23 protein-coding genes are annotated in these 25,855 nt (G+C 69.6%); 9 read left to right on the forward strand and 14 right to left on the reverse strand.

Annotated features, from left to right (window positions below):
* The first annotated feature begins 16 nt into the window (after nt 1–16).
* A complete protein-coding gene (locus tag AB4Z18_RS16900) occupies nt 17–745 on the forward strand; it encodes a sigma-70 family RNA polymerase sigma factor (protein WP_441783899.1) in 729 nt (242 codons plus the stop codon).
* Nucleotides 742–987, forward strand: coding sequence for a zf-HC2 domain-containing protein (locus AB4Z18_RS16905; RefSeq protein ID WP_441783900.1), 246 nt, complete (start codon nt 742–744; stop codon nt 985–987). Before AB4Z18_RS16900 ends, AB4Z18_RS16905 begins: the two co-directional genes overlap by 4 nt.
* A gap of 57 nt (nt 988–1,044) precedes the next feature.
* Here AB4Z18_RS16905 and AB4Z18_RS16910 read toward each other — a convergent pair whose 3' ends face one another.
* Together AB4Z18_RS16910 and AB4Z18_RS16915 are read right to left on the reverse strand one after the other, a co-directional pair.
* The gene (locus AB4Z18_RS16910) at nt 1,045–1,827 is read right to left on the reverse strand and encodes a VOC family protein (protein WP_441783901.1); all 783 of its coding nucleotides are present in this window, start codon (nt 1,825–1,827) and stop codon (nt 1,045–1,047) included.
* A gap of 102 nt (nt 1,828–1,929) precedes the next feature.
* Complete coding sequence (locus AB4Z18_RS16915; RefSeq protein ID WP_441783902.1) at nt 1,930–5,817, reverse strand: multifunctional oxoglutarate decarboxylase/oxoglutarate dehydrogenase thiamine pyrophosphate-binding subunit/dihydrolipoyllysine-residue succinyltransferase subunit; 3,888 nt, start codon at nt 5,815–5,817, stop codon at nt 1,930–1,932.
* Nucleotides 5,818–5,952: 135 nt separating this feature from the next.
* On the opposite strand from AB4Z18_RS16915, the gene AB4Z18_RS16920 reads away from it, so the two are divergent.
* Nucleotides 5,953–7,392, forward strand: a complete 1,440-nt coding sequence (locus tag AB4Z18_RS16920; protein WP_441783903.1) for a GuaB1 family IMP dehydrogenase-related protein — start codon at nt 5,953–5,955, stop codon at nt 7,390–7,392.
* Between the two features lie 260 nt (nt 7,393–7,652).
* Here AB4Z18_RS16920 and AB4Z18_RS16925 read toward each other — a convergent pair whose 3' ends face one another.
* From AB4Z18_RS16925 to AB4Z18_RS16940, 4 genes are all read right to left on the reverse strand, one after another.
* The gene (locus AB4Z18_RS16925; RefSeq protein WP_441783904.1) at nt 7,653–9,101 is read right to left on the reverse strand and encodes a DHA2 family efflux MFS transporter permease subunit; all 1,449 of its coding nucleotides are present in this window, start codon (nt 9,099–9,101) and stop codon (nt 7,653–7,655) included.
* Between the two features lie 77 nt (nt 9,102–9,178).
* Nucleotides 9,179–9,730, reverse strand: a complete 552-nt coding sequence (locus AB4Z18_RS16930) for a TetR/AcrR family transcriptional regulator (protein ID WP_441783905.1) — start codon at nt 9,728–9,730, stop codon at nt 9,179–9,181.
* Nucleotides 9,731–9,788: 58 nt separating this feature from the next.
* The gene (locus AB4Z18_RS16935; RefSeq protein WP_441783906.1) at nt 9,789–10,826 is read right to left on the reverse strand and encodes a hemolysin family protein; all 1,038 of its coding nucleotides are present in this window, start codon (nt 10,824–10,826) and stop codon (nt 9,789–9,791) included.
* Complete coding sequence (locus tag AB4Z18_RS16940) at nt 10,819–12,171, reverse strand: hemolysin family protein (RefSeq protein ID WP_441783907.1); 1,353 nt, start codon at nt 12,169–12,171, stop codon at nt 10,819–10,821. Before AB4Z18_RS16940 ends, AB4Z18_RS16935 begins: the two co-directional genes overlap by 8 nt.
* Nucleotides 12,172–12,384: 213 nt before the next feature.
* Here AB4Z18_RS16940 and AB4Z18_RS16945 point away from each other — a divergent pair, with 213 nt between their 5' ends.
* Nucleotides 12,385–12,762 carry a VOC family protein gene (locus tag AB4Z18_RS16945; protein WP_441783908.1) on the forward strand — a complete coding sequence of 126 codons (378 nt, stop codon included), beginning with the start codon at nt 12,385–12,387 and terminating at the stop codon, nt 12,760–12,762.
* 23 nt (nt 12,763–12,785) lie between these two features.
* On the opposite strand, the gene AB4Z18_RS16950 is transcribed toward AB4Z18_RS16945, so the two are convergent.
* Both AB4Z18_RS16950 and AB4Z18_RS16955 read right to left on the reverse strand, forming a co-directional pair.
* Nucleotides 12,786–13,859 (reverse strand): NADH:flavin oxidoreductase/NADH oxidase, encoded by a 1,074-nt coding sequence (locus tag AB4Z18_RS16950; protein ID WP_441783909.1) that lies wholly within the window; start codon nt 13,857–13,859, stop codon nt 12,786–12,788.
* 8 nt (nt 13,860–13,867) lie between these two features.
* Nucleotides 13,868–14,485, reverse strand: coding sequence for an HAD family hydrolase (locus AB4Z18_RS16955; protein WP_441783910.1), 618 nt, complete (start codon nt 14,483–14,485; stop codon nt 13,868–13,870).
* A gap of 88 nt (nt 14,486–14,573) precedes the next feature.
* Between AB4Z18_RS16955 and AB4Z18_RS16960 the strand changes: the two genes are divergently transcribed.
* Genes AB4Z18_RS16960 through AB4Z18_RS16975 form a run of 4 tightly spaced genes read left to right on the forward strand, consistent with a single transcriptional unit; the run spans nt 14,574 to nt 17,395 of the window.
* Nucleotides 14,574–15,434, forward strand: a complete 861-nt coding sequence (locus tag AB4Z18_RS16960) for an ADP-dependent NAD(P)H-hydrate dehydratase (protein WP_441783911.1) — start codon at nt 14,574–14,576, stop codon at nt 15,432–15,434.
* Nucleotides 15,435–15,486: 52 nt separating this feature from the next.
* Nucleotides 15,487–16,821: a hypothetical protein gene (locus AB4Z18_RS16965; protein WP_441783912.1), complete on the forward strand. Its 1,335-nt coding sequence runs from the start codon at nt 15,487–15,489 to the stop codon at nt 16,819–16,821.
* Nucleotides 16,822–16,836: 15 nt separating this feature from the next.
* Entirely contained in the window at nt 16,837–17,145 is a 309-nt protein-coding gene (locus tag AB4Z18_RS16970; protein WP_441783913.1) for a thiamine-binding protein, read from the forward strand.
* A 1-nt stretch (nt 17,146) separates the two neighbouring features.
* A complete protein-coding gene (locus AB4Z18_RS16975) occupies nt 17,147–17,395 on the forward strand; it encodes a hypothetical protein (protein WP_441783914.1) in 249 nt (82 codons plus the stop codon).
* Here the strand turns inward: AB4Z18_RS16975 and AB4Z18_RS16980 are convergent.
* Nucleotides 17,392–18,567 (reverse strand): low temperature requirement protein A, encoded by a 1,176-nt coding sequence (locus AB4Z18_RS16980; RefSeq protein ID WP_441783915.1) that lies wholly within the window; start codon nt 18,565–18,567, stop codon nt 17,392–17,394. The two genes, AB4Z18_RS16975 and AB4Z18_RS16980, sit on opposite strands and share 4 nt — an antisense overlap.
* A gap of 61 nt (nt 18,568–18,628) precedes the next feature.
* Here AB4Z18_RS16980 and AB4Z18_RS16985 point away from each other — a divergent pair, with 61 nt between their 5' ends.
* Nucleotides 18,629–19,909 carry an MFS transporter gene (locus tag AB4Z18_RS16985; RefSeq protein WP_441783916.1) on the forward strand — a complete coding sequence of 427 codons (1,281 nt, stop codon included), beginning with the start codon at nt 18,629–18,631 and terminating at the stop codon, nt 19,907–19,909.
* A 136-nt stretch (nt 19,910–20,045) separates the two neighbouring features.
* On the opposite strand, the gene AB4Z18_RS16990 is transcribed toward AB4Z18_RS16985, so the two are convergent.
* The 5 genes from AB4Z18_RS16990 to AB4Z18_RS17010 all read right to left on the reverse strand — a co-directional run bounded on the left by AB4Z18_RS16990 (nt 20,046) and on the right by AB4Z18_RS17010 (nt 25,819).
* Entirely contained in the window at nt 20,046–20,699 is a 654-nt protein-coding gene (locus AB4Z18_RS16990) for a response regulator (protein WP_441783917.1), read from the reverse strand.
* Between the two features lie 33 nt (nt 20,700–20,732).
* Nucleotides 20,733–21,950: a hypothetical protein gene (locus AB4Z18_RS16995; RefSeq protein WP_441783918.1), complete on the reverse strand. Its 1,218-nt coding sequence runs from the start codon at nt 21,948–21,950 to the stop codon at nt 20,733–20,735.
* Nucleotides 21,947–23,113: a sensor histidine kinase gene (locus AB4Z18_RS17000; RefSeq protein WP_441783919.1), complete on the reverse strand. Its 1,167-nt coding sequence runs from the start codon at nt 23,111–23,113 to the stop codon at nt 21,947–21,949. Before AB4Z18_RS17000 ends, AB4Z18_RS16995 begins: the two co-directional genes overlap by 4 nt.
* A 16-nt stretch (nt 23,114–23,129) precedes the next feature.
* Entirely contained in the window at nt 23,130–24,335 is a 1,206-nt protein-coding gene (gene metX, locus AB4Z18_RS17005; RefSeq protein WP_441783920.1) for a homoserine O-acetyltransferase MetX, read from the reverse strand.
* Between the two features lie 161 nt (nt 24,336–24,496).
* Complete coding sequence (locus AB4Z18_RS17010) at nt 24,497–25,819, reverse strand: bifunctional o-acetylhomoserine/o-acetylserine sulfhydrylase (RefSeq protein WP_441783921.1); 1,323 nt, start codon at nt 25,817–25,819, stop codon at nt 24,497–24,499.
* Between the last annotated feature and the right edge of the window lie 36 nt (nt 25,820–25,855).

The raw sequence follows: 25,855 nt of genomic DNA on the forward strand, positions 1-25,855 counted from the left end.
GAGGAAGGATCCACCCGTGGTCGCCACCGCCGTACTCGACGCACCTCGCGTCTCGAGCCGACGGTTCGCCGACCCTGCCGGATCCTCGACCTGGGGCGCAGCACCGGCCGCGCAACTAGACTGGCCGGTGATGAGCACCACCGAGACCGAGGATCTGGGCCCCCTCTTCGAGGAGCAGGCCCTGCCGTTCATGGACCAGCTGTATGCGGCTGCCCTGCGGATGACCAGAAACCCGTCCGACGCGCAGGACCTCGTGCAGGAGACGTTCGTGAAGGCGTACTCGGCCTTCAACCAGTTCCAGCAGGGAACCAACCTGAAGGCCTGGCTGTACCGCATCCTCACGAACACCTTCATCAACACGTACCGCAAGAAGCAGCGCGAGCCCTATCAGGGGACGATCGACGAGCTCGAGGACTGGCAGCTCGGAGGCGCGGAATCCATGTCCTCGTCGTCGAGCCGCTCGGCCGAGGCCGAAGCGATCGATCACCTGCCGGACAGCGCCGTCAAGGACGCGCTGCAGGCCATCCCGGAAGACTTCCGGCTGGCCGTGTACCTCGCCGATGTCGAGGGGTTCTCCTACCAGGAGATCGCCGACATCATGAAGACCCCGATCGGCACCGTGATGAGCCGCCTCCACCGCGGCCGTCGCATGCTTCGGGAGCTTCTGACCGACTACGCGCACGAGCGTGGGCTCTCCGCCGTTCAGGGAGACCGGGCCGTGCAGACCCCCAGGAGCAAGAAATGACCGACTGCGGTTGTGACAAGGCCAAGGCCGAACTCGAGGAGTACCTGCGCAACGAACTGTGCAGCGAGGATGCTGCCGACGTGCGCGAGCACCTGGCGAACTGCGCCGGATGCTCCGACGAGGCGCACCTCAGCGTTGTGCTGACCGAGGTGGTGCAGCGGGCGTGCAAGGAGACCGCGCCCGAGACGCTCCGCACCGAGGTGCTGCTGCGCATCCGCTCGTTCCAGGCCAGCGTCCACTAGACCGGCGTTCACCGAGCCCGTTCACCGAGACCGTTCGAGGCCTCGCCCGCGTGGCGGTCAGGCAGCGCTGCCGGATCCCACCTCGTGGAGGAAGAACAGCCCGCCGAGCGGGTCGGTCGCCTGGGCGAACCGCCCGAACTCGCTATCCCACGGATCGCGCACCACGGTCCCGCCCAGCTCCACGATCCGCTGGGCCGCTGCCGCCGCGTCCGCCACGCCGAAGTAGATGACCCAGTGCGAGGGGACCCCCTCCGGGAGCATCCCATTCGCGTCGTAGACGCCGCCGCTGGGAGAATCCGGATCGCCGAACGTCGAGTAGCGGAAGTCGGCCGTGTCGCCGAGCACCTGCGTCGTCCAGCCGAAGACCTTCGTGTAGAAGCCGACCTGCGCCGCGAAGTCGCGCGCATACAGTTCGTGCCAGGAGGGCGCGCCGACCTCCGCCACGAGCTCGAAGCCGCGATGTTGCTCGGGATCCCACAAGCCGACGATCGCGCCGCCCGGGTCGGCGATCACCGCGAGCCTGCCCTGGTCGCCGACGGTCATCGTCGGCGCGATCACCTGGGCTCTGGCTTCGATCGCCGCCTTCTCGGCCGTGTCGGCATCCTCGACCAGGAGGTAGGTGAGCCAGCTGTCGCCCTGCGCGTCGCCCATCACCGGGCCGAGGCCAGCGACGGCGCGCCCGTCGCGCCGGAACGTCACGTAGCCCCCGTACTCTTCGCCCGCGGTGTCCGCGGTCCAACCGAACAGGCTCGTGTAGAAGTCGCGGGCGCGCGGTACGTCGGTGCTCGCGCAGTCGACCCAGCAGGGCTCTCCGAGGCGGTGGTTCATCACGACGGTCATGGACTCACGCTACGCCGCGCGCGCCCGCGGCGCACCAGGGCAGAAGGCTGGACGCCAGAGAGCCCCCGACGGTACGGTCGGGGGCTCTCTGGGACGACGCGGCTAGAGCGTCAACGCGCGCTGGATGAGGACCTGCTGCTCCTGCGCGTGCCGCTTCGCCGAGCCGGCGGCGGGCGACGCCGACGGCGGCCGGGAGACCACGCCGAGCGGCCGCGGGCCGAGCTTCGAGGTCTCCAGGATCATGAACGGCCAGGCGCCCTGGTTCTCCGGCTCGTCCTGCACCCAGACGAGTTCTGCATCCGGGTAGGAGTCGACCACGGCCTTGAGCTCGGCGGCAGGCAGCGGGTAGTACTGCTCCACCCGCACCAGCGCGATCTCGGGGTTCGGGTTCTTCTCCAGCTCGTTGAGCAGGTCGTAGTACAGCTTGCCGGCCATGAGCAGGACGCGCTTGACGCTCGACTTGTCCGTGATCCGCTTGTCGTCGATCACCGGCTCGAAGCGGCCGCTCGTGAAGTCCTCGACGTTGCTCGACGCCCCACGGAGTCGCAGCATCGCCTTCGGGGTGAAGACGACCAGCGGCCGGCGCGGCCGGGCGTACGCCTGGCGGCGCAGCAGGTGGAAGTACGACGCCGGGGTCGACGGGCGCGCGACGGTCATGTTCTTCTCGGCGCACATCTGCAGGTACCGCTCGATGCGGGCGCTGGAGTGGTCCGGTCCCTGACCCTCGTAGCCGTGGGGGAGGAGCAGGACCAGCGACGACCGCTGTCCCCACTTCTGCTCAGCCGCAGAGATGAACTCGTCGATGATGATCTGGGCGCCGTTGGCGAAATCGCCGAACTGGGCCTCCCAGAGCACCAGCGCATCCGCTCGCTCGACCGAGTAGCCGTACTCGAAGCCCATCGCGGCGTATTCGCTCAGCAGCGAGTCGTAGATCCAGAACTTCGCCTGGTTGTCGCTGAGGTTCGCCAGCGGCAGCCATTCCTGGCCGTTGACGCGGTCGTGGAGGACGGCGTGGCGCTGCACGAACGTGCCGCGGCGCGCATCCTGGCCGGCGAGGCGCACCGGGGTGCCCTCCACCAGCAGCGTGCCGAGGGCGAGCAGCTCACCGAAGCCCCAGTCGATGCCGCCGTTGCGGCTCATCTCACTGCGCTTGTTGAGCAGCTGCTGCAGCTTCGGGTGCACCGTGAATCCGGCAGGCGGGTTGTTGAAGGCGTCGCCGATCATGTGGATGACCTGCTCGCTGACCGCCGTCGTCTCGGGCTCGCCGACGTTGTCCTCCACAGGCGCAGCCTGTTCGAGGTCGCCGGAGTCGTCCGCGTTCAGGACGGGGGTCGAGTTGGTCTGCGCCGCGTGCGTCTCCATGAACGCGCGCTCCAGGCGGTCCTGGAAGTCGCGGTGCGCCTGCTCGTACTCCTCCTCGGTGATGTCACCGCGGCCGACGAGCGCCTCGGTGTACAGGCGGCGTACCGAGCGCTTCGCCTCGATGAGGCTGTACATCAGCGGCTGCGTCATCGACGGGTCGTCGCCCTCGTTGTGGCCGCGGCGGCGGTAGCAGACGAGGTCGATGACCACGTCGCGCTTGAACTCCTGGCGGTACGCGAACGCGATCTCTGCGACGCGGACGACCGCCTCCGGATCGTCGCCGTTCACGTGGAAGATCGGCGCCTGGATTGTCTTGGCCACGTCGGTCGAATACACCGAGCTGCGGCCCTCGCCGGGAGGCGTGGTGAAGCCGACCTGGTTGTTGATGTTGACGTGGATGGTGCCGCCGGTGCGGTAGGCCCGCAGCTGCGACATCTGCATCTGCTCGGCCACGATTCCCTGGCCGGCCATGGCCGCGTCGCCGTGGATGAGGATGGGCAGGGTGAGGAACGTGCCGGCCGGGCGGCGGTCCTGCTTCGCGCGGACGATGCCCTCGAGCACGCCGTCGACCGCCTCCAGGTGCGACGGGTTGGCGGCCAGGTAGACCGGGATCTCCTCGCCACCGGCGCCCTTGAAGGTGCCCTCGGTGCCGAGGTGGTACTTCACGTCGCCGGAGCCCTGCACCGTGCGCGGGTCCTGCGTGCCCTCGAACTCGCGGAAGATCTGGCCGTACGTCTTGCCCGCGATGTTGGTCAGGACGTTGAGCCGGCCGCGGTGCGCCATACCGATGGCGACCTCGTCCAGCTGGGCCTCGGCCGCGCCCTGCAGGATGGCGTCGAGCATCGCAATGGTCGACTCGCCGCCCTCGAGGCTGAAGCGCTTCTGGCCGACGTACTTGGTCTGCAGGAAGGTCTCGAACGCCTCCGCTTCGTTGAGCTTGCCGAGGATGCGCAGCTGCTCGTCGTGCGTCGGCTTCTGGTAGGGCCGCTCCAGCTTGTCCTGGAACCACTTCCGCTGCGCCGGGTCCTGGATGTGCATGTACTCGATGCCGACGGTGCGGCAGTAGGAGTCGCGGAGCACGCCGAGGATGTCGCGCAGCTTCATGGTGCGCTTGTCGCCGAACTGGCCGGTGACGAACTCGCGGTCGAGGTCCCAGAAGGTGAGGCCGTGGCTCTCGATCTCGAGGTCGGGGTGGGTGCGCTGCTTGTACTCGAGCGGGTCGATGTCGGCCATCAGGTGGCCGCGCACGCGGTACGAGTTGATGAGCTCCTGGACACGGGCGGTCTTGTCGACGGCGCTGGCCAGGTCGACGCTGATGTCCGGGTTCCAGTGGATCGGCATGTACGGGATGCGCAGCTCGGAGAAGATGTCCTCGTAGAAGCTGCGCTTGCCGATGAGCATCTCGTGCACGATCTTCAGGAACTCGCCGGAGCCGGCGCCCTGGATGACACGGTGGTCGTAGGTGCTCGTGAGCGTGATGGTCTTGCCGATGGCGAGCCCGGCGAGCGTCTTCTCGCTGGAACCCTGGAACTCGGCCGGGTATTCGAGGGCGCCGGCGCCGATGATGGCACCCTGGCCCTTCATCAGGCGGGGGACCGAGTGCACGGTCCCGATGCCGCCCGGGTTCGTCAGGGAGATCGTGGTGCCGGCGAAGTCGGTCGCCGTCAGCTTGTTGTTGCGTGCGCGGGTGACGAGGTCTTCGTACGCGGCCAGGTACTCGCCGAAGCGCATCGTGTCGGCGCGCTTGATGCTCGGGACGAGGAGGGCGCGCGTGCCGTCGGGCTTGGGCAGGTCGATCGCGATGCCGAGGTTGATGTGGGCGGGGGCGACGACCGACGGCTTGCCGTCGACCTCTTCGTAATAGACGTTCTGGCTCGGGAACTCCTTGAGCGCCTGGATGAGCGCCCAGCCGATGAGGTGCGTGAAGGAGACCTTGCCGCCGCGGGCGCGCTTGAGGTGGTTGTTGATGACGATGCGGTTGTCGATCAGCAGCTTGGCCGGGATGGTGCGGACGCTCGTCGCCGTCGGAACGGTGAGCGACGCATCCATGTTGGTGGCGAGCGACTTCGACATGCCCCGCAGCGGGGTGACCTTGTCCTCTTCGGTCGCCTCGACGGTCGCGTTGGGCGCGGTCACGGGCGCGTCGGCCGGCACCGGCTGAGGCTTGGGCGCGACCGAGGTGGTGCGTGCGACGGGCTGCTGGCCGATGATGGGGATGGGCGTGGTGACCGGCTTCGGCTCGTTCGGGTGGGGCGCGGGCGCTCCGCCGGCGGACGGTGCGGCCGCTGGGGCCGGTGTCGACGGCGGCGCCGATGGCTCCGAGGCGCCGGGAGGGGTCGGTTCGGACGGCGTCGGGATGCTCGGCTCGGCCGGGCTCGGGATCGTCGGCTCCGGCGGCGTCGGTGCGCCGGGCTCCGACGGGGTCGGGGCGGGCGTCTCACCCGGCGACGGGATCGAGTCGTCCTTCACCGCCGGATGGTAGTTCTCCAGCGTCGGCCACCACGACTTGTCGACCGAGTTCTTGTCCTGGATGAACTGCTCGTAGAGCTCATCCACGAGCCATTCATTGGCTCCGAATTCGCCCGCGGAGCCGTCTTCGGTTCCTACTCCGGTCAATTGGCTCGACACAGCCGCTCGCCCACTCTCTCCATCGATTTCGTTCGTCCGGGCGGCCTTGCACCGTCCGCTTCCATCCGATCCTCAAGCCTAATCCCATCGGTACTCGGGTGCGGGCGATCAGCCTCGCGGGATAGCGTTATTCCCATGCAGTTCTATGCCACGACTCCGCGCCACGACCTCACCTACTCCGATGTGTTCCTCGTGCCGTCGCGCTCGAACGTCACGAGTCGTCTGGATGTCTCCCTCGCTCCCAACGACGGGACGGGTGCGACCATCCCGATCGTGTCCGCGAACATGAACTCGGTGACGGGGAAGCGGCTCGCCGCGACCCTCGCGCGCCGCGGGGGCCTTGGCGTGCTCCCGCAGGACATGCACTTGCAGGATCTCGACGATGCGATCCGCTGGGTGAAGGCGCAGCCGGTGATGTTCGACACCCCGTACGAGGCGCATCCCGACGAGAGCGTCGCCGACGTGCTGCGCCGCATCCCGGCCGTCGAGGGGCACGGGATCGTGGTGAGCGACCGCGACGGCACGTACCTCGGCTGCCTCGCCGCTGTGCAGCTCGGCTCGGCCCTCGCCGACGCGCGGGTCGGCGATCTGCTGCACGGAGCGCTCACCTCGCTCGACGCCGAGGATCTCACCGACGGTCGTGCCGCCTTCCAGGTGATGGATGCGGCGGGCATCGACTTCGCGCCCGTCCTCGACCACGGGAGGATCGTCGGCACCCTGTCCAAGCGCAGCGCGCTGCGCTCCACGATCTACACGCCGGCGCTCGACGCCGACGGCCGCCTCCGGGTGGCCGCCGCGGTCGGCATCAACGGCGACGTCGCGGGCAAGGCGAAGGCGCTGGCCGCCGCGGGCGTCGACGTGCTCGTGGTCGACACGGCGCACGGCGACCAGGACGGCATGCTCCGCGCGATCCACGCAGTCAAGTCGCTGGACCTCGGCCTGCCGATCGTCGCGGGCAACGTCGTGACCGAGCAGGCGGTGCGCGACCTCGTGTCGGCCGGCGCCGACATCCTGAAGGTCGGCGTCGGCCCCGGCGCGATGTGCACGACCCGGATGATGACGGCGGTCGGGCGACCGCAGTTCTCGGCGGTGCTCGAGACCAGTGCGGCGGCGCGCGAACTCGGCGCGCACGTCTGGGCCGACGGCGGCGTGCGCTACCCGCGCGACGTCGCGCTCGCGCTCGCCGCGGGCGGAGCGTCCGTGATGATCGGCTCCTGGTTCGCCGGCACGATCGAGGCTCCGGGGGCGCTCGCCCGGGACGGCAAGGGCGGTCTGTACAAGGAGAGCTGGGGGATGGCATCCACGAAGGCGGTCAAGGGACGCTTCGAGCGGCTCGACGCCTACGAGCTGGCCCGCAAGGAACTGTTCGCGGAGGGCATCTCGAGCTCGCGCATCTACCTGGACCCGCTGCGGCCGTCCGTCGAAGACCTCCTCGACATGATCACGACCGGCGTGCGCAGCTCGTTCACCTACGCGGGAGCGCGGACGCTCGCAGAGTTCCACGAGCGGGCGCTGGTCGGCATCCAGTCGGCGGCAGGGTACGAGGAGGGCAAGGCGCTGCCGGTGAGCTGGTAGCGGTTCGCGGGGTTCGGTGCCGGTTCGGCGTCCGGGCCGGGTCCTGTTTTCAGGACCCCGTTTTCAGGCTCCTGTATTCAGGACTCTGGCGGGTTCACGTGCAGCTATGGCCCGTATTCAGGACATAGCTGCACCCCCTTGCTCGAATCTCCTGAGACCAGGCAAGCCGCGCGCATGCCCTCGAGTCCTGAAAACAGGACCCGACGCACGCCACGAGGGCGGCCCCGCACGGGACCGCCCTCGTCACGAACTCCACGCCGTCAGCGCGAGCGCACCAGCGCGGTGACCGCCGCACCGAGAACGGCGAGCAGCGCTACGCCGAGGAACAGCAGGAGGAAGCCGCCCGCCGTCGCCGCCGTCGCACCGCTCCCAGCGGCGAGGAGCGCCGCGGTCTGCGCCGAGGCGATCCCGCCCAGCACCGCGAGGCCCAGCGCCCCGCCGATCTGCTGGGCCGTGTTGACCAGGCCGCTGGCGAGACCCGAGTCCGACTCACCGACGCCCCGGACCGCGAGCTGCGTCGCCGTCACGAAGGTGGCGCCGAGTCCCAGGCCGATCACGATGCTAGGAAGGACGAGGCCCGCGACGAATCCGGTGGTCCCGGCCAGGGCGAACCAGACGACTCCCGCCCCAAGCACGACGAGCGCACCCGTCAAGGTCGGCCGCAGCCCGACGCGGGAGACGACAGCAGGCACGACTCCGGCGATCCCGACCAGGGCGAGCGCGAGGGGTAACTGGCTGAGGCCGGCGGAGAGGGCATCCAGGTGCAGGACCTCCTGCAGGTAGACCGACAGGGCGAAGAACAGGGCCACGGTCGACCCGCCGACCAGGAGCATCACGATGTTGCCGGCGAGAGCATCGCGGTTGCGGAAGAACGCGAAGGGCAGCAGGGGATGCGCCGCGCGCCGCTCGATCAGGACGAACGCGGTGAGCAGGGCGAGGGCGGCGACTCCGAGGCCGAGGACGATCGGGCTCGTCCAGCCGAGGCTTCCTCCCTCGCTGAGGGCGGCGACGGCGGCGGCGAGTCCGAGGGTCGCGGTCGCGGCGCCGGCGGCGTCCATCCGCTCCGCGGTTCCCCGGCGGTCGCGGGTGATCAGCAGCGGGATCGCGACGAGCACCAGGATGCCGACCGGCACGTTGACGAAGAACACGGACGACCAGCCGAAGCTGGCGGTCAGCACGCCGCCGAGGAGCACGCCTGCCGCACTCCCCATCCCGGCGACTGCGCCCCAGAGCCCCAGCGCCTTGCCGCGCGCGGCGCTGTCGGGGAAGAGCTGGGTCAGCAGGGCCAGGGAGGCCGGTGCGAGCAGAGCGGCGAAGGCGCCCTGAACGGCGCGAGCCGCGAGGAGCATCGTGCCGTCCACGGAAAGTCCGGCAGCGAGTGAAGCGGCGGCGAACCCGGCGACGCCGATGAGGAACACGCGACGGTGGCCGAAGCGGTCGGCGAGGCGCCCACCGAGCAGCAGCAGCCCGCCGAACGGCAGGACGTACGCGGTCACCACCCAGGCGAGCGCCGCCGTGCTCAGCCCGAGTGCCGCGCCGACGGTCGGCAGCGCGATGTTGACGATGGATGCGTCGAGCACGACCAGGAACTGGGCCAGCGCGAGCACGGCCAGGGCCAACCAGCGGTGCGTGCTCCGCGTCGTCTGCGGGATCGGCTGCCCGGTGGGTTGCGCGGAGGTGGCCGCGAGCGTGGAGGTGGAGTGTTCCATGATGGTTCCTCTCGTTGTGAGTGATTGATCAATCACTCTTTGGATGTGCGAATGGATGGAAAGTGCGGTTGGCGCTGTCAGGGGTGACGGATGCCGTGAGTGAGAGTGCGCGCCCAGGTCTCGGGGACCTCCTCGAGGCCGGCGGTGACGACCAGGTGACACAACTGCCCGTAGGCGACGAAGTGCTGGACCGCATCCTCGTCGGCGCCGGAGCGGGTGGTAGCGAAGCGGGTGATGCGGGCGAGGCCCCGCCGGAGCGCCTCCCGGATCTCCGGGACATCGGACGCCGACTGCGCATGCACTTGGAGCATGAGCAGGGACCGGTCCGAGATGAGCTCGGCGTAGGCGCCGCCCATCGCGTCGAGGATCGCCGCCGGGGTTCCTCCGTCGGCAGCTCGCGCGCCCGCCTCAAGTGCCGCCTCGATTCGCTCGAAACAGCGGTCGAGGGAGGCGACGAACAGGCTCTCTTTGCTCGGGAACAGCTTGAAGACGTACGCGGGGGAGATGTCGGCATCCGAGGCGATGGCCGCGATCGGGGTGCCGAGGTAGCCGCTTGCCGCGAACACGGCGATGGCGCTGTCGAGCACCGTCTCGCGACGGTCGTCTGCGGTGGAGAGCGTTCGTGCCATGTGAGTGACTGTACACTCACTCTTCGCGTCAGCGCAACAATGAGTGACCCGCGGGCGGTCAGGAGCGACGGGTCGCGTCCTGCACCTCGCCGACGAGCTCCTCGATGATGTCCTCGAGGAACAGCACGCCGGCCGTCGCACCCTCGCCGTCGACGACCCGCGCCAGGTGACTGCCCGACCGGCGCATGGTTGCCAGCGCATCCTCGAGGTCGCTCCCGGCGAACACGGTGACCAGGCGACGGATGCGCTTGGCCGGCACCGGCAGCTCGAAGCCGGTCTCCTCCAGGTCGAGCACGTCTTTCAGGTGCAGGTAGCCGGTGGGCTCGCCGTCGGCGTCCGGAACGACGTACCGCGAGAAGCCGTGCTTGGATACAGCCTTCTCCACGTCCGCGGGCGTCGGGGAGGAGGGGAGGGTGACCAGCGCGTCGAGCGCGACGGCGACATCCCGCACCTTCTTCGACGTGAACTCGAACGCGGCCGTGAGCGCACCCGTTCGGTCGGTCAGGAGCCCCTCGCGGGTGGACTGCGACACGATCGTCGCGACCTCGTCGAGGGTGAACGTGCTCGCCGCCTCGTCCTTCGGTTCGACACGGAACAGCCGGAGCACGGCGTTCGCACTCGCGTTCAGCGCGACGATGATCGGCCGGACCGCCCGGCCGATCCCGACCAGCGGAGGCGCGAGCAGCAACGCGGCCTTGTCCGGCATCGAGAACGAGATGTTCTTCGGCACCATCTCGCCGAACACCACGTGCAGGAACGACACCACGATCAGCGCCACGATGAACGCGATGGTGCCGATGACCTCCTCCGACCATCCCGTCGCATGGAGCGGCACCTCCAGCAGGTGGTGGATGGCCGGCTCCGAGACGTTCAGGATCAGCAGCGAGCAGACGGTGATGCCGAGCTGGGTCGTCGCCAGCATCAGTGTCGCGTGCTCCATCGCGAACAGCGCGGTCTTCGCGCTGCGCTTGCCGCGCTCGGCCAGCGGTTCGATCTGCGAGCGGCGTGCGGAGATGACGGCGAACTCGGCGCCGACGAAGAACGCGTTGACGGCCAGCAGCACGACCAGCCAGGCGATTCCGGCCCAGTCACTCATGGGAGGCCCCCTCGCCGTTCATATCGGCACCGGCCACGGCGACCGGGTCCGGCGTGTAGCGGATGCGGTCCACACGACGACCGTCGAGGCGTTCGACGCGCAGGGTCCCGCCGTCGATCGCGACCTCGTCGCCGACCTTCGGCAGCCGTCCGAGCTCGTTCATGACGAACCCGGCGACGGTCTCGTACGGACCTTCCTCGGGCACTGTGACGTCCGCGCGCTCCTCCAGTTCGTCGGGACGGAGGATGCCCGGGAACGTGATCGAATCGCGTCCGCGAATCACGCCGGCCCGGGTGCGGTCGTGCTCGTCGGCGACCTCGCCGACGATTTCCTCGACCAGGTCCTCCAGCGTCGCGATGCCAGAGGTGCCGCCGTACTCGTCGACCACGACGGCCAGCTGGTAGCCGCGCGCCCGGAGCTCGCCGAGCAGCGTGTCGAGGCCCATCGTCTCCGGGACGCGCAGCGGCTCGGTCATCAGCGCCGAGACCGGGACGCGCCCACGCCGCTGCCGGGGGACCGCGACGGCCTGCTTGACGTGCACCACGCCCAGGACGTCGTCGATGTCGTCGCCGATGACGAGGAAGCGGGAGTACCCGGTCTTCCGGGCGAGGTCACTGACCGCCTGTGCCGGGTCGGTGCGCTGGACCGCCTCGATGCGCGGCCGCGGCGTCATCACGTCGGAGGCGTTGCGGGATGAGAATGCGAGCGTGCGGCTGAGCAGCGTCGCAGTGTCCTCCTCCAGCACGCCGGCGCTGGCGGAGCGGCGGACGAGCGAGGACAGCTCGTCGGCGGTGCGCGCGCCGGACAGCTCCTCCTTGGGCTCGATGCCGAGCAGCCGGAGGAAGCCGTTCGCCGTGCCGTTCAGCAGCGCCACGAACGGACGGAACACGGTCGTGAACACGGTCTGGAAAGGGATGACGAGACGGGCGGTCGCCAGCGGCAGCGCCAGCGCGAAGTTCTTCGGCACCAGTTCGCCGAGGATCATCGACAGCAGCGTCGCGACGGCGATCGCGACGATGGTGGCGACCGGCGTGACCACGCCCTCCGGCAGTCCCGTCGCCATGAGAGGCCCGCGGAGCAGCGAGCTGATCGCCGGCTCCATCGTGTAACCGGTGAGGAGTGTGGTGAGCGTGATGCCGAGCTGCGCGCTCGAGAGGTGCGTCGAGGTGATCTTCAGCGCTGCGATCGTCATCGTCAGTCGCGACTCGCCACGGTCGCGCCGCGCTTCGAGATCGCCGCGGTCGAGGTTCACGAGCGCGAACTCGCTCGCGACGAAGAGGCCGGTGCCGACGGTGAGCAACAGACCGACGCCCAGCATGATCCACTCAGAGAGCACGACGGTCACCTCGCTCGCGTGCAGGCGGGCTCACGGGACGGAATGGGCTACAAGAGGGAGGGTCGTCCATTTGGCGTCAAGTATATCGGCGCGGGATGCGCGATCCCCCCGGATTTCCGGGGCGGATTCCCAGCGGCAGGTCTGTTCGTAGACGCCCGGTTCCAGTAGCCCCGTCGGGGTCGCCCGCGCGTATCATCGCGCCCGGATGAAGGAGGAAACATCATGTTGGAGTCGTGCGTAACGTACTCCGTCCTTCCTGCCTCCGACCTGCAGCGGGCCACAGCGTGGTACCGCGACAAGCTGGAGCTCGAACCGGAGCGGACAGAAGGCCAAGGGGTGCTCTACGGCACCGGATCGGCCGCGAAGATCTACCTGTACGAGACCGGCAACGCCGGTACCGCGCAGAACACCGCCATGTGCTGGCTGGTGCCCGACATCGAGGCAGCGCTCGCCCACCTGCGAGACCGGGGAGTCGTGTTCGAGGACTACGACTTCCCCGGCCTGAAAACCGAGAACGGGATCGCGGAGGACGAGATGGGCCGTTCCGCCTGGTTCAAGGACAGCGAGGGCAATTACCTCTGCTTGACCCAGCCGGCCTGAACCGGCCTGAACCGGCCTAAACCTCAGCGGCGCCAGCGAGCCCGGACGTACTGCGGCGGCCAGTAGCCGACCTCTACCCCGAGCTCGTGGGCGGCGCGGAGGGGGAAGTGCGGGTCGCGGAGCAGTTCGCGCGCCAGCATGACCGCATCCGCCTGCCCGCTCTCGACGATCTCCGCCGCCTGCTGCGGAGTCGTGATGAGGCCGACGGCGCTCACATCCACATCGGAGGTGCTGCGCACGTGGTGCGCGAACGGCACCTGGTAGCCGGGCTCGAGCGGGATTCGGATCCCGGCCTGGATGCCGCCGCTGGAGATGTCGAAGAAGTCGGCTCCGGCATCCTGAGCCCAGGCAGCCACCGTGGCGGTCTGGTGCTCGTCCCAGCCGCCCTCGGTCCAGTCGCTGGCCGAGAACCGGACGAACAGGGGCGCCTCGGGGGCCTCTTCGCGAACGGCGGCGATCACGCGCAGCAGCAGCCGGGCGCGGTTCTCGAGCGAGCCGCCGTACTCGTCGGTCCGCTGATTGGCGATCGGCGAGAGGAACTGGTGCAGCAGATATCCGTGAGCCGCGTGGAGTTCGAGCACCCGGAAGCCGGCCTCGAGCGAGCGACGGGTAGCTGAGCGGAAGTCGTCGACGATCTTGTCGATCCCGGCAGCATCCAGTTCGCGGGGCTGGTCGTAGCCCTCGAAGGCGATCGCGGACGGCGCGACCGTGCGCCAGCCGCCCTCGGACTCCGGAACGGTGCCGGTGCCGCCCGTGAGGCCCCAGGTGGACGCCTTCCGCCCGGCGTGGGCGAGCTGGATGGCCGGAACGGCTCCCTGCTCCTCGATGAAAGCCGTGATCGGCTTCCATGCGTCGCGCTGCTCGTCGGTCCAGATGCCGGTGTCCTGCGGGCTGATCCGGCCCTCGGGGCTCACCGCGGTGGCCTCGCTGAACACGATGCCGCTGCCGCCGACGGCGAAGCTGCCCAGGTGGACCAGGTGCCAGGTCGTCGGGATGCCGGACTGGTCGAAGACCGAGTACTGGCACATCGGCGAGGTCCAGATGCGGTTGCGGACGGTGATGCCGCGCAGGGTGAGGGGATCGAAAAGAGTGGGCATGCTCTTATCTAAGACGACAGACCTTCCAGATATGCCCGGAGCCCCTGCGGACTCGTGAAGACATGCCCGGAGATCCCGAGTGTCTCGGCTCCGCGCACGTTCTCCTCTTTGTTGTCGATGAAGACCGTCTGCTCGGCGGTGACGCCCAGGTCGCCCATGACGTGCTCGAAGATCTCGGGGCTCGGCTTGATGGTGCCGAGCTCGCCGCTGACGAACACCTTCTCGAACAGGTCGCCGAGAGTGCCGTGCCGGAAGTAGGAGCCGAAGTCGCGTCCGGCGTTCGAGAGCAGCGCCATCCGTGTGCCGCCCGCCTTCAGGTCGAGCAGGATGTCGAGTGTGTCGTGGTCGATGGTGAGCCAGCTGCGGAAATCGGCGAGCCAGAGGCGGTGGATGGTCGCGTCGCCCCAGCTCTCGCCGAGTTCGCGCTCGATGCCCCGCCAGTACGCCTGGATGCTCAGCGTGCCCTGGTCGAGCTGGTTGCGGTGCCGCCAGTAGGCGGGCCAGAACACCTGGGCGTCACCGCCCGCGATTTCGGTCAGGGCGGCGCGGTCGTCCTCGGTCGGGGTCACTGAGATGACCTCGCCGTAGTCGAACACGATCACCTTTCCGGGGATGCTGATCGCCATGCTCTCAACCTATCGTGAGGGCGGTAGGGGTTCGATGGGTCGTGGGCCGCGATGCGGACCCGACGGCGACGAGGAGCGGAGGCGGCCGGTGACCGGAGGATGGCAGGACTGGGAGGAGCGCGATGCGGCGTCGTGGATCGCGGTGCCCCAGGAGTCGAGCGACAAGTATTCGCGCGGTGTGCTGGGCGTGGTGACCGGCTCCGACCGCTATCCGGGTGCCGCGGTGCTGGGCGTCGAGGGCGCATCCCGCACCGGTGTGGGCATGATCCGCTACCTAGGAGCCGATCGCCCGGCCGAGGAGGTGGTGCGGCGCAGACCCGAGGTGGTCACCGCACCCGGCCGCGTGCAGGCCTGGCTCATCGGTTCTGGCATGGATGCGGCGTCCCGGCCAGACGACGACGCACAGCGCCTGCGCTCCGCCCTTCGCGACGGCACGCCGCTCGTCATCGACGCTGGTGCGCTGGACTTGGTGGGACGGGCGTCCGCGCCCGTCATCGTCACGCCGCACTTCCGGGAGCTGGCGACCGTGCTGGCGGCCGGAGCCGACGACGACTCCGACGCCGTGACGGCCGACGACATCGCGGCCGACCCTGCCGCCTGGGCCGTGCGTGCGGCCGACAGCCTGGGGGTCACTGTGCTCCTCAAGGGCCACACGACGTATGTGGCCGCTCCGGGAGGCCCGCACATCTCGGTGACCGCGGGACCGGCGTGGCTGGCGACCGCGGGCAGCGGCGACGTTCTGGGAGGGGTGCTCGGTGCTCTGGTCGCCACGCACGCGCGGGAGATCGACGAGGACGGTCACGGCGCCCTGGCCGCGCTCGCCGCCACCGCCGCGTGGGTGCACGGGCGTGCCGGCGAACGGGCGTCGGACGGTGGCCCGATCGTCGCCCTCGACATCGTCGGCGAGCTGCCCGGGGTGGTGCGCGACCTGCTGCGGTCGGGAGCCTGACCGGATTCAGGGAGGCGTTTCGCTCCGTCCCCTAGGATGTGGCGCTATGGGGATGGAAGCGGTTCCGATCCGCGCCGGATCGACTCCGCGTGCCGAGCAGGCGACCCGTCGGGGGATCCTCTACAGCCCGTATTCGCTGTGGATCGGCTTCCTCGTCGTCCACCTGATCATCAGCGGCCTCGCGCTCGATCAGGGCAAAGGCCTGGGCGACGTCTTCCTGGTCTACAAGCCGTGGGCGCAGCTCGCCGCGCAGGGCACGCAGATCATGGGCGTGAACTCCGACTGGGTGTACCCCTTCGGCGCCATCGTGCCGATCATGCTGCCCCTGCTGTTCGGCGCGGACGGCTACGTCTGGGCGTGGCTGAACATGGTGCTGCTGCTGAACGCCGCAGCCTTCGCCGTGCTGATCGTCGGTCGTGAACCGCGCCGCCTGATCGCGGCGTGGTGGTGGCTCGGGTTCCTGCTTCTCCTGGGCCCGATCGCGGTCGGCAGACTCGATGCCGTCTCGGCGTCGCTCGCGATCGTCGGACTGCTCTGGCTGACGCTGCATGAGCGCGCCGCCGTCGTCGTGCTGACCGCCGCGACCTGGATCAAGGTCTGGCCGGCGGCCATCCTGCTCGCGGCTGTAGTGGCCCTGCGCTCCCGCTGGCACATCGTCCTCGTCGCCGTGACGACGTCCGCCGTGATCGCGGCGGTGCCGCTGATCTTCGGGGCCGGGTGGCACATCCTGAGCTTCATCACCATGCAGACCGACCGCGGGCTGCAGATCGAGGCGCCGGTGAGCACGATCTGGATGTGGCAGGCGGCGTTCGGCGTGCCTGGCGCCGCGGTCTACTACGACCGTGAGCTACTGACGTTCCAGGTGAGCGGGCAGGGGACCGCGGTCGCGGGTTCGCTCATGAATCCGCTCTTCGCCCTGACGGCGATCGTGGTCATGCTGATCGGTGTGCGGGCGCTGCGGCGCGGGACGCCGTACACGCGGATCCTGCCGGAGCTGACGCTCGCGCTCGTGACGGCGTTCATCGCGTTCAACAAGGTCGGCTCGCCGCAGTACGTGGTGTGGCTGGCTGCCCCGGTCGTGATCGGGCTGGCCTACCAGGGGCGCGGATTCCGCACGCCCGCCGTGCTCGTCCTGATCACCGCCGCGCTCACGCAGGTGTTCTACCCGTTCCTCTACGACCTGCTGCTCGTGCCGGAACCCGGGATGGTCGCGGTGCTGACCGTGCGCAACGTGATGTACTTCGTGATACTGGGCTGGAGCATCGCCGCGCTGTGGCGGCGCCGCCACCGCCAGGAGGCGGCAGGCGACTTGGTGCCCGCCCACGCGTGGCCCTTCCGCTCGGCCCCGGATGCGCATCCGGAGCCGGTCGGCGGCAGCGCACGCTGAGAGAAGGAGGAAGACATGCTGGTGGCATTCTCCGTTGCGCCGAGCGGCGGCGAAGGAGCGGACGCATCGGTGCACGACGCGGTCGCCGCGGCGGTCCGCGTGGTGCGCGAGTCGGGGCTCCCGAACCGCACCGACGCGATGTTCACGACCATCGAGGGGGAGTGGGATGAGGTCTTCGACGTGGTCCGCAGGGCAACCGAGGCGGTCGGCCGGTACGGCACGCGGGTCTCCCTCGTGCTGAAGGCCGACATCCGGCCCGGGTACTCGGGTGAGCTCGACGGCAAGGTCCAGCGGCTCGAGGCTGCGCTGGGGCAGGGCGACTGACGTGGATGTCTACACCCTGGTCAGCCTGTTCTTCGGCCTGCTCGTCGCCTTCGGCCCCTTCCTCGTGATCGTGGCCGTGCTGGTGGCCGGCGTGCTGCTGGGGTGCGTCATCGTCGCGATCGTCGGCGCCGTGCGCGCCGGAACCAGCCACCCCGAGGAGACCCGGGATGTGGATGTGGCCGAATTCTTCGAGGAGCAGACCGCCGCTGCAGCGGCCGCCGCAGCCGCGGGCACCACTGACCGAGGCTAAGACGGGCTGTCCTCCGGGAGGATCGGCTCGGCACGCAACCGCCGGCGCGAAGCCACCTCGGAGGACGCGACGACCAGGACGAGAATCGCGACGGCGCACACGACCGACACCCACGCGGGCAGCCACAGCCCGGCGAGCATCAGCAGCAGCGGGAGCGTCACGGCCGGGATCGCCCAGCGCAGGACCGTCCGCCAGGAGTCCCCGAAGCGCCGGACGATGACGGCGTTCGTCACGTAGAACAGGGCGATGCCGCCCCCGAGCGACACCGAGAGCGCGGGCACGAGCGGAACAGCCGGATGGGCGATGGCCGCCGCAAGCGCTGCGGACAATGCCGTGACGCCCGCGAGGAGCAGGAACGGCAGGAAGCCGACGGTGTCCCGGATGCCGCGCATGTCGCCCGCCGCGAGCAACCGCTCGAGTCCGCTCCGCATGGCGTCCGTGCCGTACAGGAAGAACGACCAGGCCAGGCCGGCCGCGATGGCGAGCCCGAGCACGCCCACCACGCCGGATGCGATCGTCCAGGTGCTGCTCACCGCGGCCACGACGCTGAGGACCGACTCGCCGAGCACGATGATCACGAGCAGTCCGAACCGCTCGGCCAGGTGTTCCACGTTGACGCCCTCGAACGCTCCGGTCGACCAACGGCTCGTCGTCAGCAGCAGGAGCACCACCTCCAGTGCGACTGCGATCGCCCAGAGCACGAAATCGGCGGGATGCGGCAGCGCGATCGAGACGAGCCAGAGGACCGCGGTGACGCCGTTGTACGCGACGACGCGGACCCGGGCCGCCGGGCCGGCCGACCAGGACGACTGCACCCAGAGGGTCAGCAGCAGGACCCGGAGTGCCCCGTTTCCGGCCGCGAAGAGCCAGGCCCGGTCGCCGGCCGCCTCGGGCGCAGCGACCGCCATCGCTCCGATCGGGAGCATGGCGACGAGCATCACGATGCTGAGACGCCGCCGGCTGAAGTGCGGGGACAGGTCCACCACGACCGTGAGGTTCACCCACGCCCACCACACCGCGGCGAACAGAGCGACGAAGAGTGCGAGGGTACCGAACGACGGGTGCACGTGGAGCACGTGGGCGAGCTGAGCGACCAGGGCGACGAAGACCAGGTCGAAGAACAGTTCCATCCAGTCCACCCGCGAGGGGTCCCTGTCGCCCCAGGCAGCCATGGAGGCATGGTAGCCGGGGTGGAGGCCAGCCGGTCGAAACGATTCGATATAGGCTGGGCGGGTGACCCTGCTTATCGACGGGCCGACGCAGTTGTCGTCGGCCCGCATTCGTCTTGCGCTGCTGGCGCTCGCCCTCGGTGGCTTCGGCATCGGCTCGACCGAGTTCGTCGCGATGGGGCTGCTGCCCAACATCGCGCATGACCTGCTGCCGCAGGTGTACGCCGCGTCGCCGACCGACGCAAACGCGCAGGCGGGGTGGATCATCTCGGCCTATGCCCTCGGGGTCGTCGTCGGCGCGCCGACCATCGCGACCTTCGCTGCGCGCTGGCCCCGCAAGAAGTTGCTGCTCTGGCTGCTGGTCGCGTTCACGCTCGGCACGGTCGCGTCGGCACTTGCCCCGACGTTCCAGCTGGTCCTGCTCGCCCGGTTCATCTCGGCGCTGCCGCACGGCGCCTACTTCGGCATCGCCTCCCTGGTCGCCGCCTCCCTGATGGGGCCGGGCAAGCGCGGCCGCGGGGTCGCCTTCGTGCTGTCGGGGTTGACCATCGCGAACGTGATCGGTGTGCCGACCATCACCTGGATCGGCCAGCACGACGGCTGGCGCATCGCCTACCTCGTGGTCGCGGCGATCTTCGCGCTCACGTTCGTCGCGGTCGCCTTCCTCGTGCCGTGGCAGGCAGGCGACAAGAGGGCGACGGTCCGCAACGAGCTGCGAGCTTTCACCCGGCTGCAGGTGTGGCTGGCTCTAATGATCGGCGCGGTCGGCTTCGGCGGCTTCTTCGCTGTGTACACGTACATCGCGCCTATCGTCACCACGATCACCGGCCTGCCCGAGTCGACGGTGCCGCTCGTGCTGGTCCTCGCCGGGCTCGGTATGACCGTCGGGAACATCGTCGGAGGCCGGGCCGCCGACCACAGCGTCCGCCGGAGCATGCTGCTCTTCTTCGCCATCCTGCTGGTCGGGCTCGCGGTGCTGTGGCTGACCGCCTCTACCGTCGCAGGACTGCTGATCTCGGTGTTCGTGGTGTCGGGCGCGTGCTCGGCGCTGTCACCGACCATCCAGACCCGGCTGATGGATGTGGCGCGCGACAGCCAGTCGATCGCCGCGGCCCTCAACCATTCGGCGCTGAACATCGCGAACGCGGCAGGCGCCTTCTTCGGGGGGCTCACCATCGCTGCAGGCCTTGGCTACCTGTCGCCGATCGTCGTAGGCGGGCTGCTGGCCGTTGGCGGCATCCTGCTGGCCCTGCTCTCGTTCGGCATCGACCGGTCGCGAGCGCGCCGAGGAGTCGGCACCGGTGCGGTGCAGGCGCAGCGGCCGGAGCCCGTCCCCGTCGACTGAGGGCGCTCCGTCTCCGTCGGAGGTTCGGCGCCGGATCTCCGACGGACCGCGGTCCGGACGGAGATTCTGCTCAACGGAGGGCGAACCTCCGACGCAAGCAGTCGAGTCTCCGACGTAAGCGGAAGCCGAGCCCCGCTCAGTCGTTCTGGAGCAGGATGCCGTCCTGGATCGCCCGCTTCCGCAGCGCGACCTTCGTGCCGACGTCGTAGCCGGCGACCCGGTACTTCTCGCGGATGCGCTTCAGGTAGCTCTTGGCCGTCTCGTCCGAGATGCCGAGCTGGAACGCCACCGCCTTGACGGGCTCGCCCGCGCCGTACAGCGCCATGACGCGGCGCTCCTGGGCGCTCAGCTTCGGCGCTCCGCCGACCTCACCCGCGTTCAGCGCCAGGTCGAGCTCCGCCGAGATGAACGACTCACCCTTGCGGGCGGCGCGGATCGCCTCGACGATCATCTCCGCATCCTCGCTCTTCACCAGGTAGCCCATGGCGCCGGCCGCGAGCGCCTCGCGCACGACCGCAGGCTCCGAGTACGTGCTCATGAGCACGGTCGCGACACCGGTCGTCTTGAGGGTCGACAGCTTGAGCGAGATCGGGATGTTGTCCTTCAGGTCGAGGTCGAGAAGGACCACGTCGACCGGGAACTCGGGATGCGTCAGCAGTTCCGGCCAGCTGGCGACGGCCGCGACCATGCGGATGTCGTCCGCGACGCTGCGGATCCACTCGGTCAATGCTCCGAGGAGCATCTTGTGGTCGTCGACGATCGCGATCCGAATCGGCGGTTCCTCAGCCATGTGGGTGCCTCTCTCTCTGCCGGTCCAGCCGGGTCACATCAGCTCGGCTGACGTGTCGCTCACCGTGGTGATCTCGATGTGCAGTGTCGATCCGGAGAACGACTCGACGTAGCGGCCTACTTTACGGATAGCTTGCCATGCCGCCGGGTCTACCCCGTTTCGCGGCACACCGCTGGTCGAGATCGCGATCGTCATCGTCGCGCCGGGATTGGAGGTGCGGGGATACGTCCCGACGGGGCGCGCGAGGTCGAGCGTCAGCGTGCGCGGCTGCCCTGCGCCGGTCCGCACGGGGTCGCTGATCAGCAGCCACACCGCGGTGAGAAGCCCGTCGCGCTGGTCCCGGCTGAGGCCGGCGGCGAGGCCGTCGGGGTCGGTGAGGGTGACCGACGGACCCAGCAGTGCCGACTCGGTGACCGCATGGTAGAGCCACGTCTCCTTGCGGCCCTGGATGAGGTGGAGGCGCAGTTCGGTGGCGATGCTGGCCGCCGCGTCCGCCGTGTCCTGATCGAGCGGGAGGGCCGTACGCCCGGTCGCGACGCCGTCGAGGAGGCGCTCGGCGGCGAGGTCGAGCCGGGCGAGCTCCTCCGAGGCGAGCATCCCGATCGCGTAACCGGGGGAGACGACCGTGCTCTGCACCTGGACCAGGTCGAGTTCGAGTTGCACAAGCGTGCGCAGCGACCGCACGATCTGGACGCCCACGACCGGCGGCGCCACGGCGATGGCGACGGTGACGAGCCCGGGGCCGAGGAGCTGGGGGTCCGGGATCGCGCGCGCGATCACGACGGCCAGGAGGACGCCGCCGAGCACACCCGCCGCGATCAGGATGTCGCGCGCCAGCCGTACGGGCACGCACAGCAGGAGGGCGGGTCCGACCGCCGCCGCAGCCGTGAGGGGCGCGGTGGCGCCCCCGACCGGCCAGGTGCCCGCGATGTCGAGAGCGACCGCGGCCGCCCAGACCGCGAGGGCGCCCAGGAACAGCCACAGGGGCAGCTCGTCCGGCAGGCGGAAGCGGAGGACCAGTGCGGCGACCAGGGTGACGGCGACCAGCACCCAGGCGGCGACGGACAGCCCGAGGATCGGGTACTCGGAGACGTTCAGCCCGAAGAGGATCAGGAGGAAAGCGATCAGCGCCACTGTGGCGACGTTGAAGCCGACGTCGAGGCGTGCCCGGCCGAGCGCATCCCGCTCGTCGCCTGCAGCCACCCGGGCGATCGGGCTGCGGGGGACGAGCCGCTCGTCGACGCGCGTCACTTGGGCACCTCGAGCACGACGGTCGTGCCGCTGCCGGGGGAGGAGAAGAGTCGTGCGTTGCCGCCGACATCCCGCAACCGCGCCACGATCGACTCCGTGAAGCCCAGCCTGCCGCTGTCGATCGTCGTCACGTCGAACCCTTTGCCGGCGTCGGTGACCATCGCGCGCACGTTCGCCTCGTCGTCCGTGATGGTCACATGCGCCTCCTTCACGCCCGAATGCCGTCGGACGTTCTCCAGGCACTCACCGAGGGCGAGGAGGAAGGCGTCGAGTACATCGCTCGGGAGGAGCACCTGCCCGGCCCCGTGCCAGTTGACCTCCAGCCCCATGCGGCGGAAGCGCTGCTTCACCGACTCGAGGGTGTTGCCGAGGGTGGACTCCTCCACTGGCTTCAGCCTGTAGTCGCCCGAGCGCGCAGGGTCAGGTGTGAAGCCGAGCCGCAGCTGCCGCAGGAGGGCCGCATCCTCCGCCGCCTGCTCCCGGAGCGCGCCGTGGCTGACGCCGACGCCCGAGTGGGCGAGCAGGGTGAGGGTCGCAAGCACCGTGTCGTGCAGCAGGCGGGCGCTCTGGCGGCGCCGTGCCTCGGTCTCGCTGGCCTGACGCTCGACGCGGTACGCGCGGCTCATGGTGGAGATGCGCTTGAGGGTCCGCGGGACGGTGCGCGAGAGCCACACGCCGGTGGCCGTGAGCGCGATCCAGCCGGTCATGGTGAAGACGAGCGGTTCGATCATCCGCGAGCCGGTCATCCCGAGCGTCACACCCAGTGCTGCCACTGTCAGGGCCGCCGAGGCGACCAGCAGGATCAGCCGGGCGCGGGAGGTGACGGCGACCACGCAGATGCAGGCCACCGACGCCGCACCGATCACGCCGACGGCACTGATCGCCGACGGGCCGAGCGCTGTGCCCGGGAGGAGGTGGAGCAGGATGAGCGCGAGCCCGCAGACCACGATGACCCACATCCATAGGGTCAGCCGGAGCAGCGCGGCGAGCTGGTATTGCGCGACACCGAGGCACACGATCAGCACCACGGACGCGAGGTACAGGGGGAGCGGGAGCGAACCGGGGACGCTCAAGCAGAGCAGAGCAGTGACCGTGGCTGTCAGACCGACGGTGCGGGCCGTCGCCGCCAGGAGCCGATCACGCTCCTTCTGGATGCGCGACATGCCCCTCCATCCCTCGTCAGTCAGCGAGCAGCCGCCGCAGCTGGGCGCCGACGGCGTCGTCTTCGATCAAGAACCCGTCGTGGCCGAAGTCCGAGCGGATCACCACTGGAACTCTACCGTCCAGCGTGTCCGGAACATGGTAGGCGATCTGCTCCTGTCCCTCGACGGGGAACAGCCGGTCGCTGTCGATCCCGACGACGAGGGTGCGGGCGGTGACGCGCGACAGTGCGGCCGCGAGCCCGCCGCGGCCGCGCCCGACATCGTGGGAGTTCATCGCCTCCACCAACGTGAGGTAGCTGTTGGCGTCGAAGCGGCGCGTGAACTTGTTGCCGTGGAAGTCGAGGTACGACTCGACGGCGAAGCGGCCGCCGCCGCCCAGCGGGCTGATGCCGCTCTGCCAGGCGCGCTCGAAGCGGACGTTGAGCTCCGACGGGCTGCGGTAGTTCAGCAGCGCCATCCGGCGCGCGAGGGCGAGCCCGCGATGCGGTCCGTTGCCGTCGCCGGCGTCGTAGTACTGACCGCCGCGGAAGAGCGGATCGGTGCGGACCGCCTCGATCTGCACCGAGTTCAGCGCGATCTGGTCGGCGGTCGAGTGCGGGGGAGCGGCGATGACCGCGAGCCGCTCGACGCGCTCCGGGAACATGACCGCCCACTCCAGCGCCTGCATCCCGCCCATCGAGCCGCCGATGACGGCCGCCCAGCGGTCCACCCCGATCGCGTCGGCGAACGCGGCCTGCGCGGCCACCTGGTCGCGGATGGTCGTGAACGGGAAGCGTGCGCCCCACTCCGCGCCGTCGGGCGCGAGCGACGCGGGGCCGGTGGTGCCCTGGCAGCCGCCCAGCATGTTGGGCGCCACGACGAACCAGCGGTCGGTGTCGATCGCCTTGCCCGGGCCGATGATGCCCTCCCACCAGCCGGGTGTGCGGTGCCCGCGGCCCGCCGGTCCGACCGCGTGCGAGTCGCCGGTCAGGGCGTGAAGCACCAGCACGGCGTTGTCGCGCTCGGCAGACAGCTCGCCCCAGGTCTCATAGGCCACCCGGACGAAGGGGAGGCTGTCGCCGCTCTCGAAGGAGAAGGCGCCGATCCCGGCGAACTGACGGTCGCCCGGGGCGTCGGACTCCTTCCAGGCACCGCTCGCCGGCGGCTTGCCGAGCAGCGTCCGCGCCTGGGCGTCCGTGATGAAACTCGACGGCGCCGTGTCGGCGGATGTCTGCCACTCCATACCGTCCATTCTCCCGGAGCCGACGCGCTTGCTGGTCTGTGTTACGCCGCGCACTGCCCCACCGCCGAGCCCCACCGCCGAATACGCGAAGACTGCACGCGAAACCGGAGTTTCGCGTGCAGTCTTCGCGTAGTGGGTGGCGGCGCCGGATGGAAGCGGGGTTACGCGCGCGCAGCCTCCGCGACCGAGCGGGCGGCGGCGAGGCCGGCCGTGAGGTCCGCTTTGAGGTCGTCGACGTTCTCCAGCCCCACCGAGAGGCGCACGAGGCCCGGGGTGACACCCGCGGTGAGCTGCTGCTCCGGGGTCAGCTGGGAGTGCGTGGTCGACGCCGGGTGGATGACGAGGCTGCGCACGTCGCCGATGTTGGCGAGGTGGCTGAACAGCGAGAGGTTGTCGACGAGGGCCGCGCCCGCATCCACACCGCCCTTCAGCTCGAACGACAGCACCGCGCCGACGCCCTTTGGGGCGTACTTGTTGGCGGTGGCGTACCAGGGGCTCGTCGGCAGTCCCGAGTAGTTCACCGTGGCGACGTCGGGGTGCGACTCGAGGAACTCCGCGATCTCCTGCGCGTTCTGCGTGTGACGCTCGACGCGCAGCGAGAGGGTCTCGATGCCCTGGATGAGCTGCCAGGCGCTTGCCGGAGCGATGGCCGCACCCAGGTCGCGGAGCAGCTGGACGCGCGCCTTGATGATGTACGCGAGACCATCGCCGACCGCAGCCGTGTAGCTGGCGCCGTGGTACGACGGGTCCGGCTCGGTGAGGCCCGGGAACTTGTCCACGTTCTTGGACCACTCGTACGTGCCACCGTCGACGATGATGCCGCCGATGACCGTGCCGTGCCCGCCGAGGAACTTCGTCGCCGAGTGCACGATGATGTCGGCACCGTGCTCGAACGGGCGGATCAGGTACGGGGTCGCGATCGTGTTGTCGACGATCAGCGGGACGCCTGCCTCGTGCGCCACGCCGGCGACGAGCTCGATGTCGAGGATGTTGATCTTCGGGTTGCCGATGGTCTCGGCGAAGAACAGCTTCGTGTTCGGCCGGACCGCGCGGCGCCACTCCTCGGCGTCGTCCTGGTTCTCCACGAACGTCGTCTCGATGCCGAGCTTCGCGAGCGTGTACTTGAACAGGTTGTACGTGCCGCCGTAGATCGAGCTGGAGGAGACGATGTGGTCGCCCGCCTGGGCGATGTTCAGCACCGCGAAGGTCTCGGCCGCCTGGCCGGACGCGACGAGGAGGGCGCCGGTGCCCCCTTCGAGCGCGGCGACGCGTTCCTCGACGACGGCCTGCGTCGGGTTCTGGATGCGCGTGTAGATGTTGCCGAACTCGGCCAGCGCGAAGAGGTTCTTGGCGTGCTCGGCATTGTTGAACACGTACGACGTGGTCTGGTAGATCGGGGTGGCGCGGGCGTTCGTCACCGGGTCCGGCGCGGCGCCGGAGTGGATCTGCTTGGTTTCGAACTGCCAGTCGGCGGCATCGGTCATGGCGTCTCTCCTTCGGGTGTGAGGTCCAGAGTGTGC

The sequence above is a fragment of the Leifsonia sp. 2TAF2 genome, from assembly GCF_052115085.1.
In the GTDB taxonomy this organism is placed as follows: domain Bacteria; phylum Actinomycetota; class Actinomycetes; order Actinomycetales; family Microbacteriaceae; genus Leifsonia.

Bases quoted from the DNA above. Each gene is read 5' to 3' on its own strand.
- AB4Z18_RS16930 (WP_441783905.1), bottom strand. From the start codon at position 9,730: ATGGCACGAACGCTCTCCACCGCAGACGACCGTCGCGAGACGGTGCTC.
- AB4Z18_RS16925 (WP_441783904.1), bottom strand. From the start codon at position 9,101: ATGGAACACTCCACCTCCACGCTCGCGGCCACCTCCGCGCAACCCACC.
- AB4Z18_RS16990 (WP_441783917.1), bottom strand. From the start codon at position 20,699: ATGGCTGAGGAACCGCCGATTCGGATCGCGATCGTCGACGACCACAAG.
- AB4Z18_RS16935 (WP_441783906.1), bottom strand. From the start codon at position 10,826: ATGAGTGACTGGGCCGGAATCGCCTGGCTGGTCGTGCTGCTGGCCGTC.
- AB4Z18_RS17010 (WP_441783921.1), bottom strand. From the start codon at position 25,819: ATGACCGATGCCGCCGACTGGCAGTTCGAAACCAAGCAGATCCACTCC.
- AB4Z18_RS17000 (WP_441783919.1), bottom strand. From the start codon at position 23,113: ATGTCGCGCATCCAGAAGGAGCGTGATCGGCTCCTGGCGGCGACGGCC.
- metX (WP_441783920.1), bottom strand. From the start codon at position 24,335: ATGGAGTGGCAGACATCCGCCGACACGGCGCCGTCGAGTTTCATCACG.
- AB4Z18_RS16905 (WP_441783900.1), top strand. From the start codon at position 742: ATGACCGACTGCGGTTGTGACAAGGCCAAGGCCGAACTCGAGGAGTAC.
- AB4Z18_RS16950 (WP_441783909.1), bottom strand. From the start codon at position 13,859: ATGCCCACTCTTTTCGATCCCCTCACCCTGCGCGGCATCACCGTCCGC.
- AB4Z18_RS16910 (WP_441783901.1), bottom strand. From the start codon at position 1,827: ATGACCGTCGTGATGAACCACCGCCTCGGAGAGCCCTGCTGGGTCGAC.
- AB4Z18_RS16945 (WP_441783908.1), top strand. From the start codon at position 12,385: ATGTTGGAGTCGTGCGTAACGTACTCCGTCCTTCCTGCCTCCGACCTG.
- AB4Z18_RS16980 (WP_441783915.1), bottom strand. From the start codon at position 18,567: ATGGCTGCCTGGGGCGACAGGGACCCCTCGCGGGTGGACTGGATGGAA.
- AB4Z18_RS16920 (WP_441783903.1), top strand. From the start codon at position 5,953: ATGCAGTTCTATGCCACGACTCCGCGCCACGACCTCACCTACTCCGAT.
- AB4Z18_RS16955 (WP_441783910.1), bottom strand. From the start codon at position 14,485: ATGGCGATCAGCATCCCCGGAAAGGTGATCGTGTTCGACTACGGCGAG.
- AB4Z18_RS16970 (WP_441783913.1), top strand. From the start codon at position 16,837: ATGCTGGTGGCATTCTCCGTTGCGCCGAGCGGCGGCGAAGGAGCGGAC.
- AB4Z18_RS16965 (WP_441783912.1), top strand. From the start codon at position 15,487: ATGGAAGCGGTTCCGATCCGCGCCGGATCGACTCCGCGTGCCGAGCAG.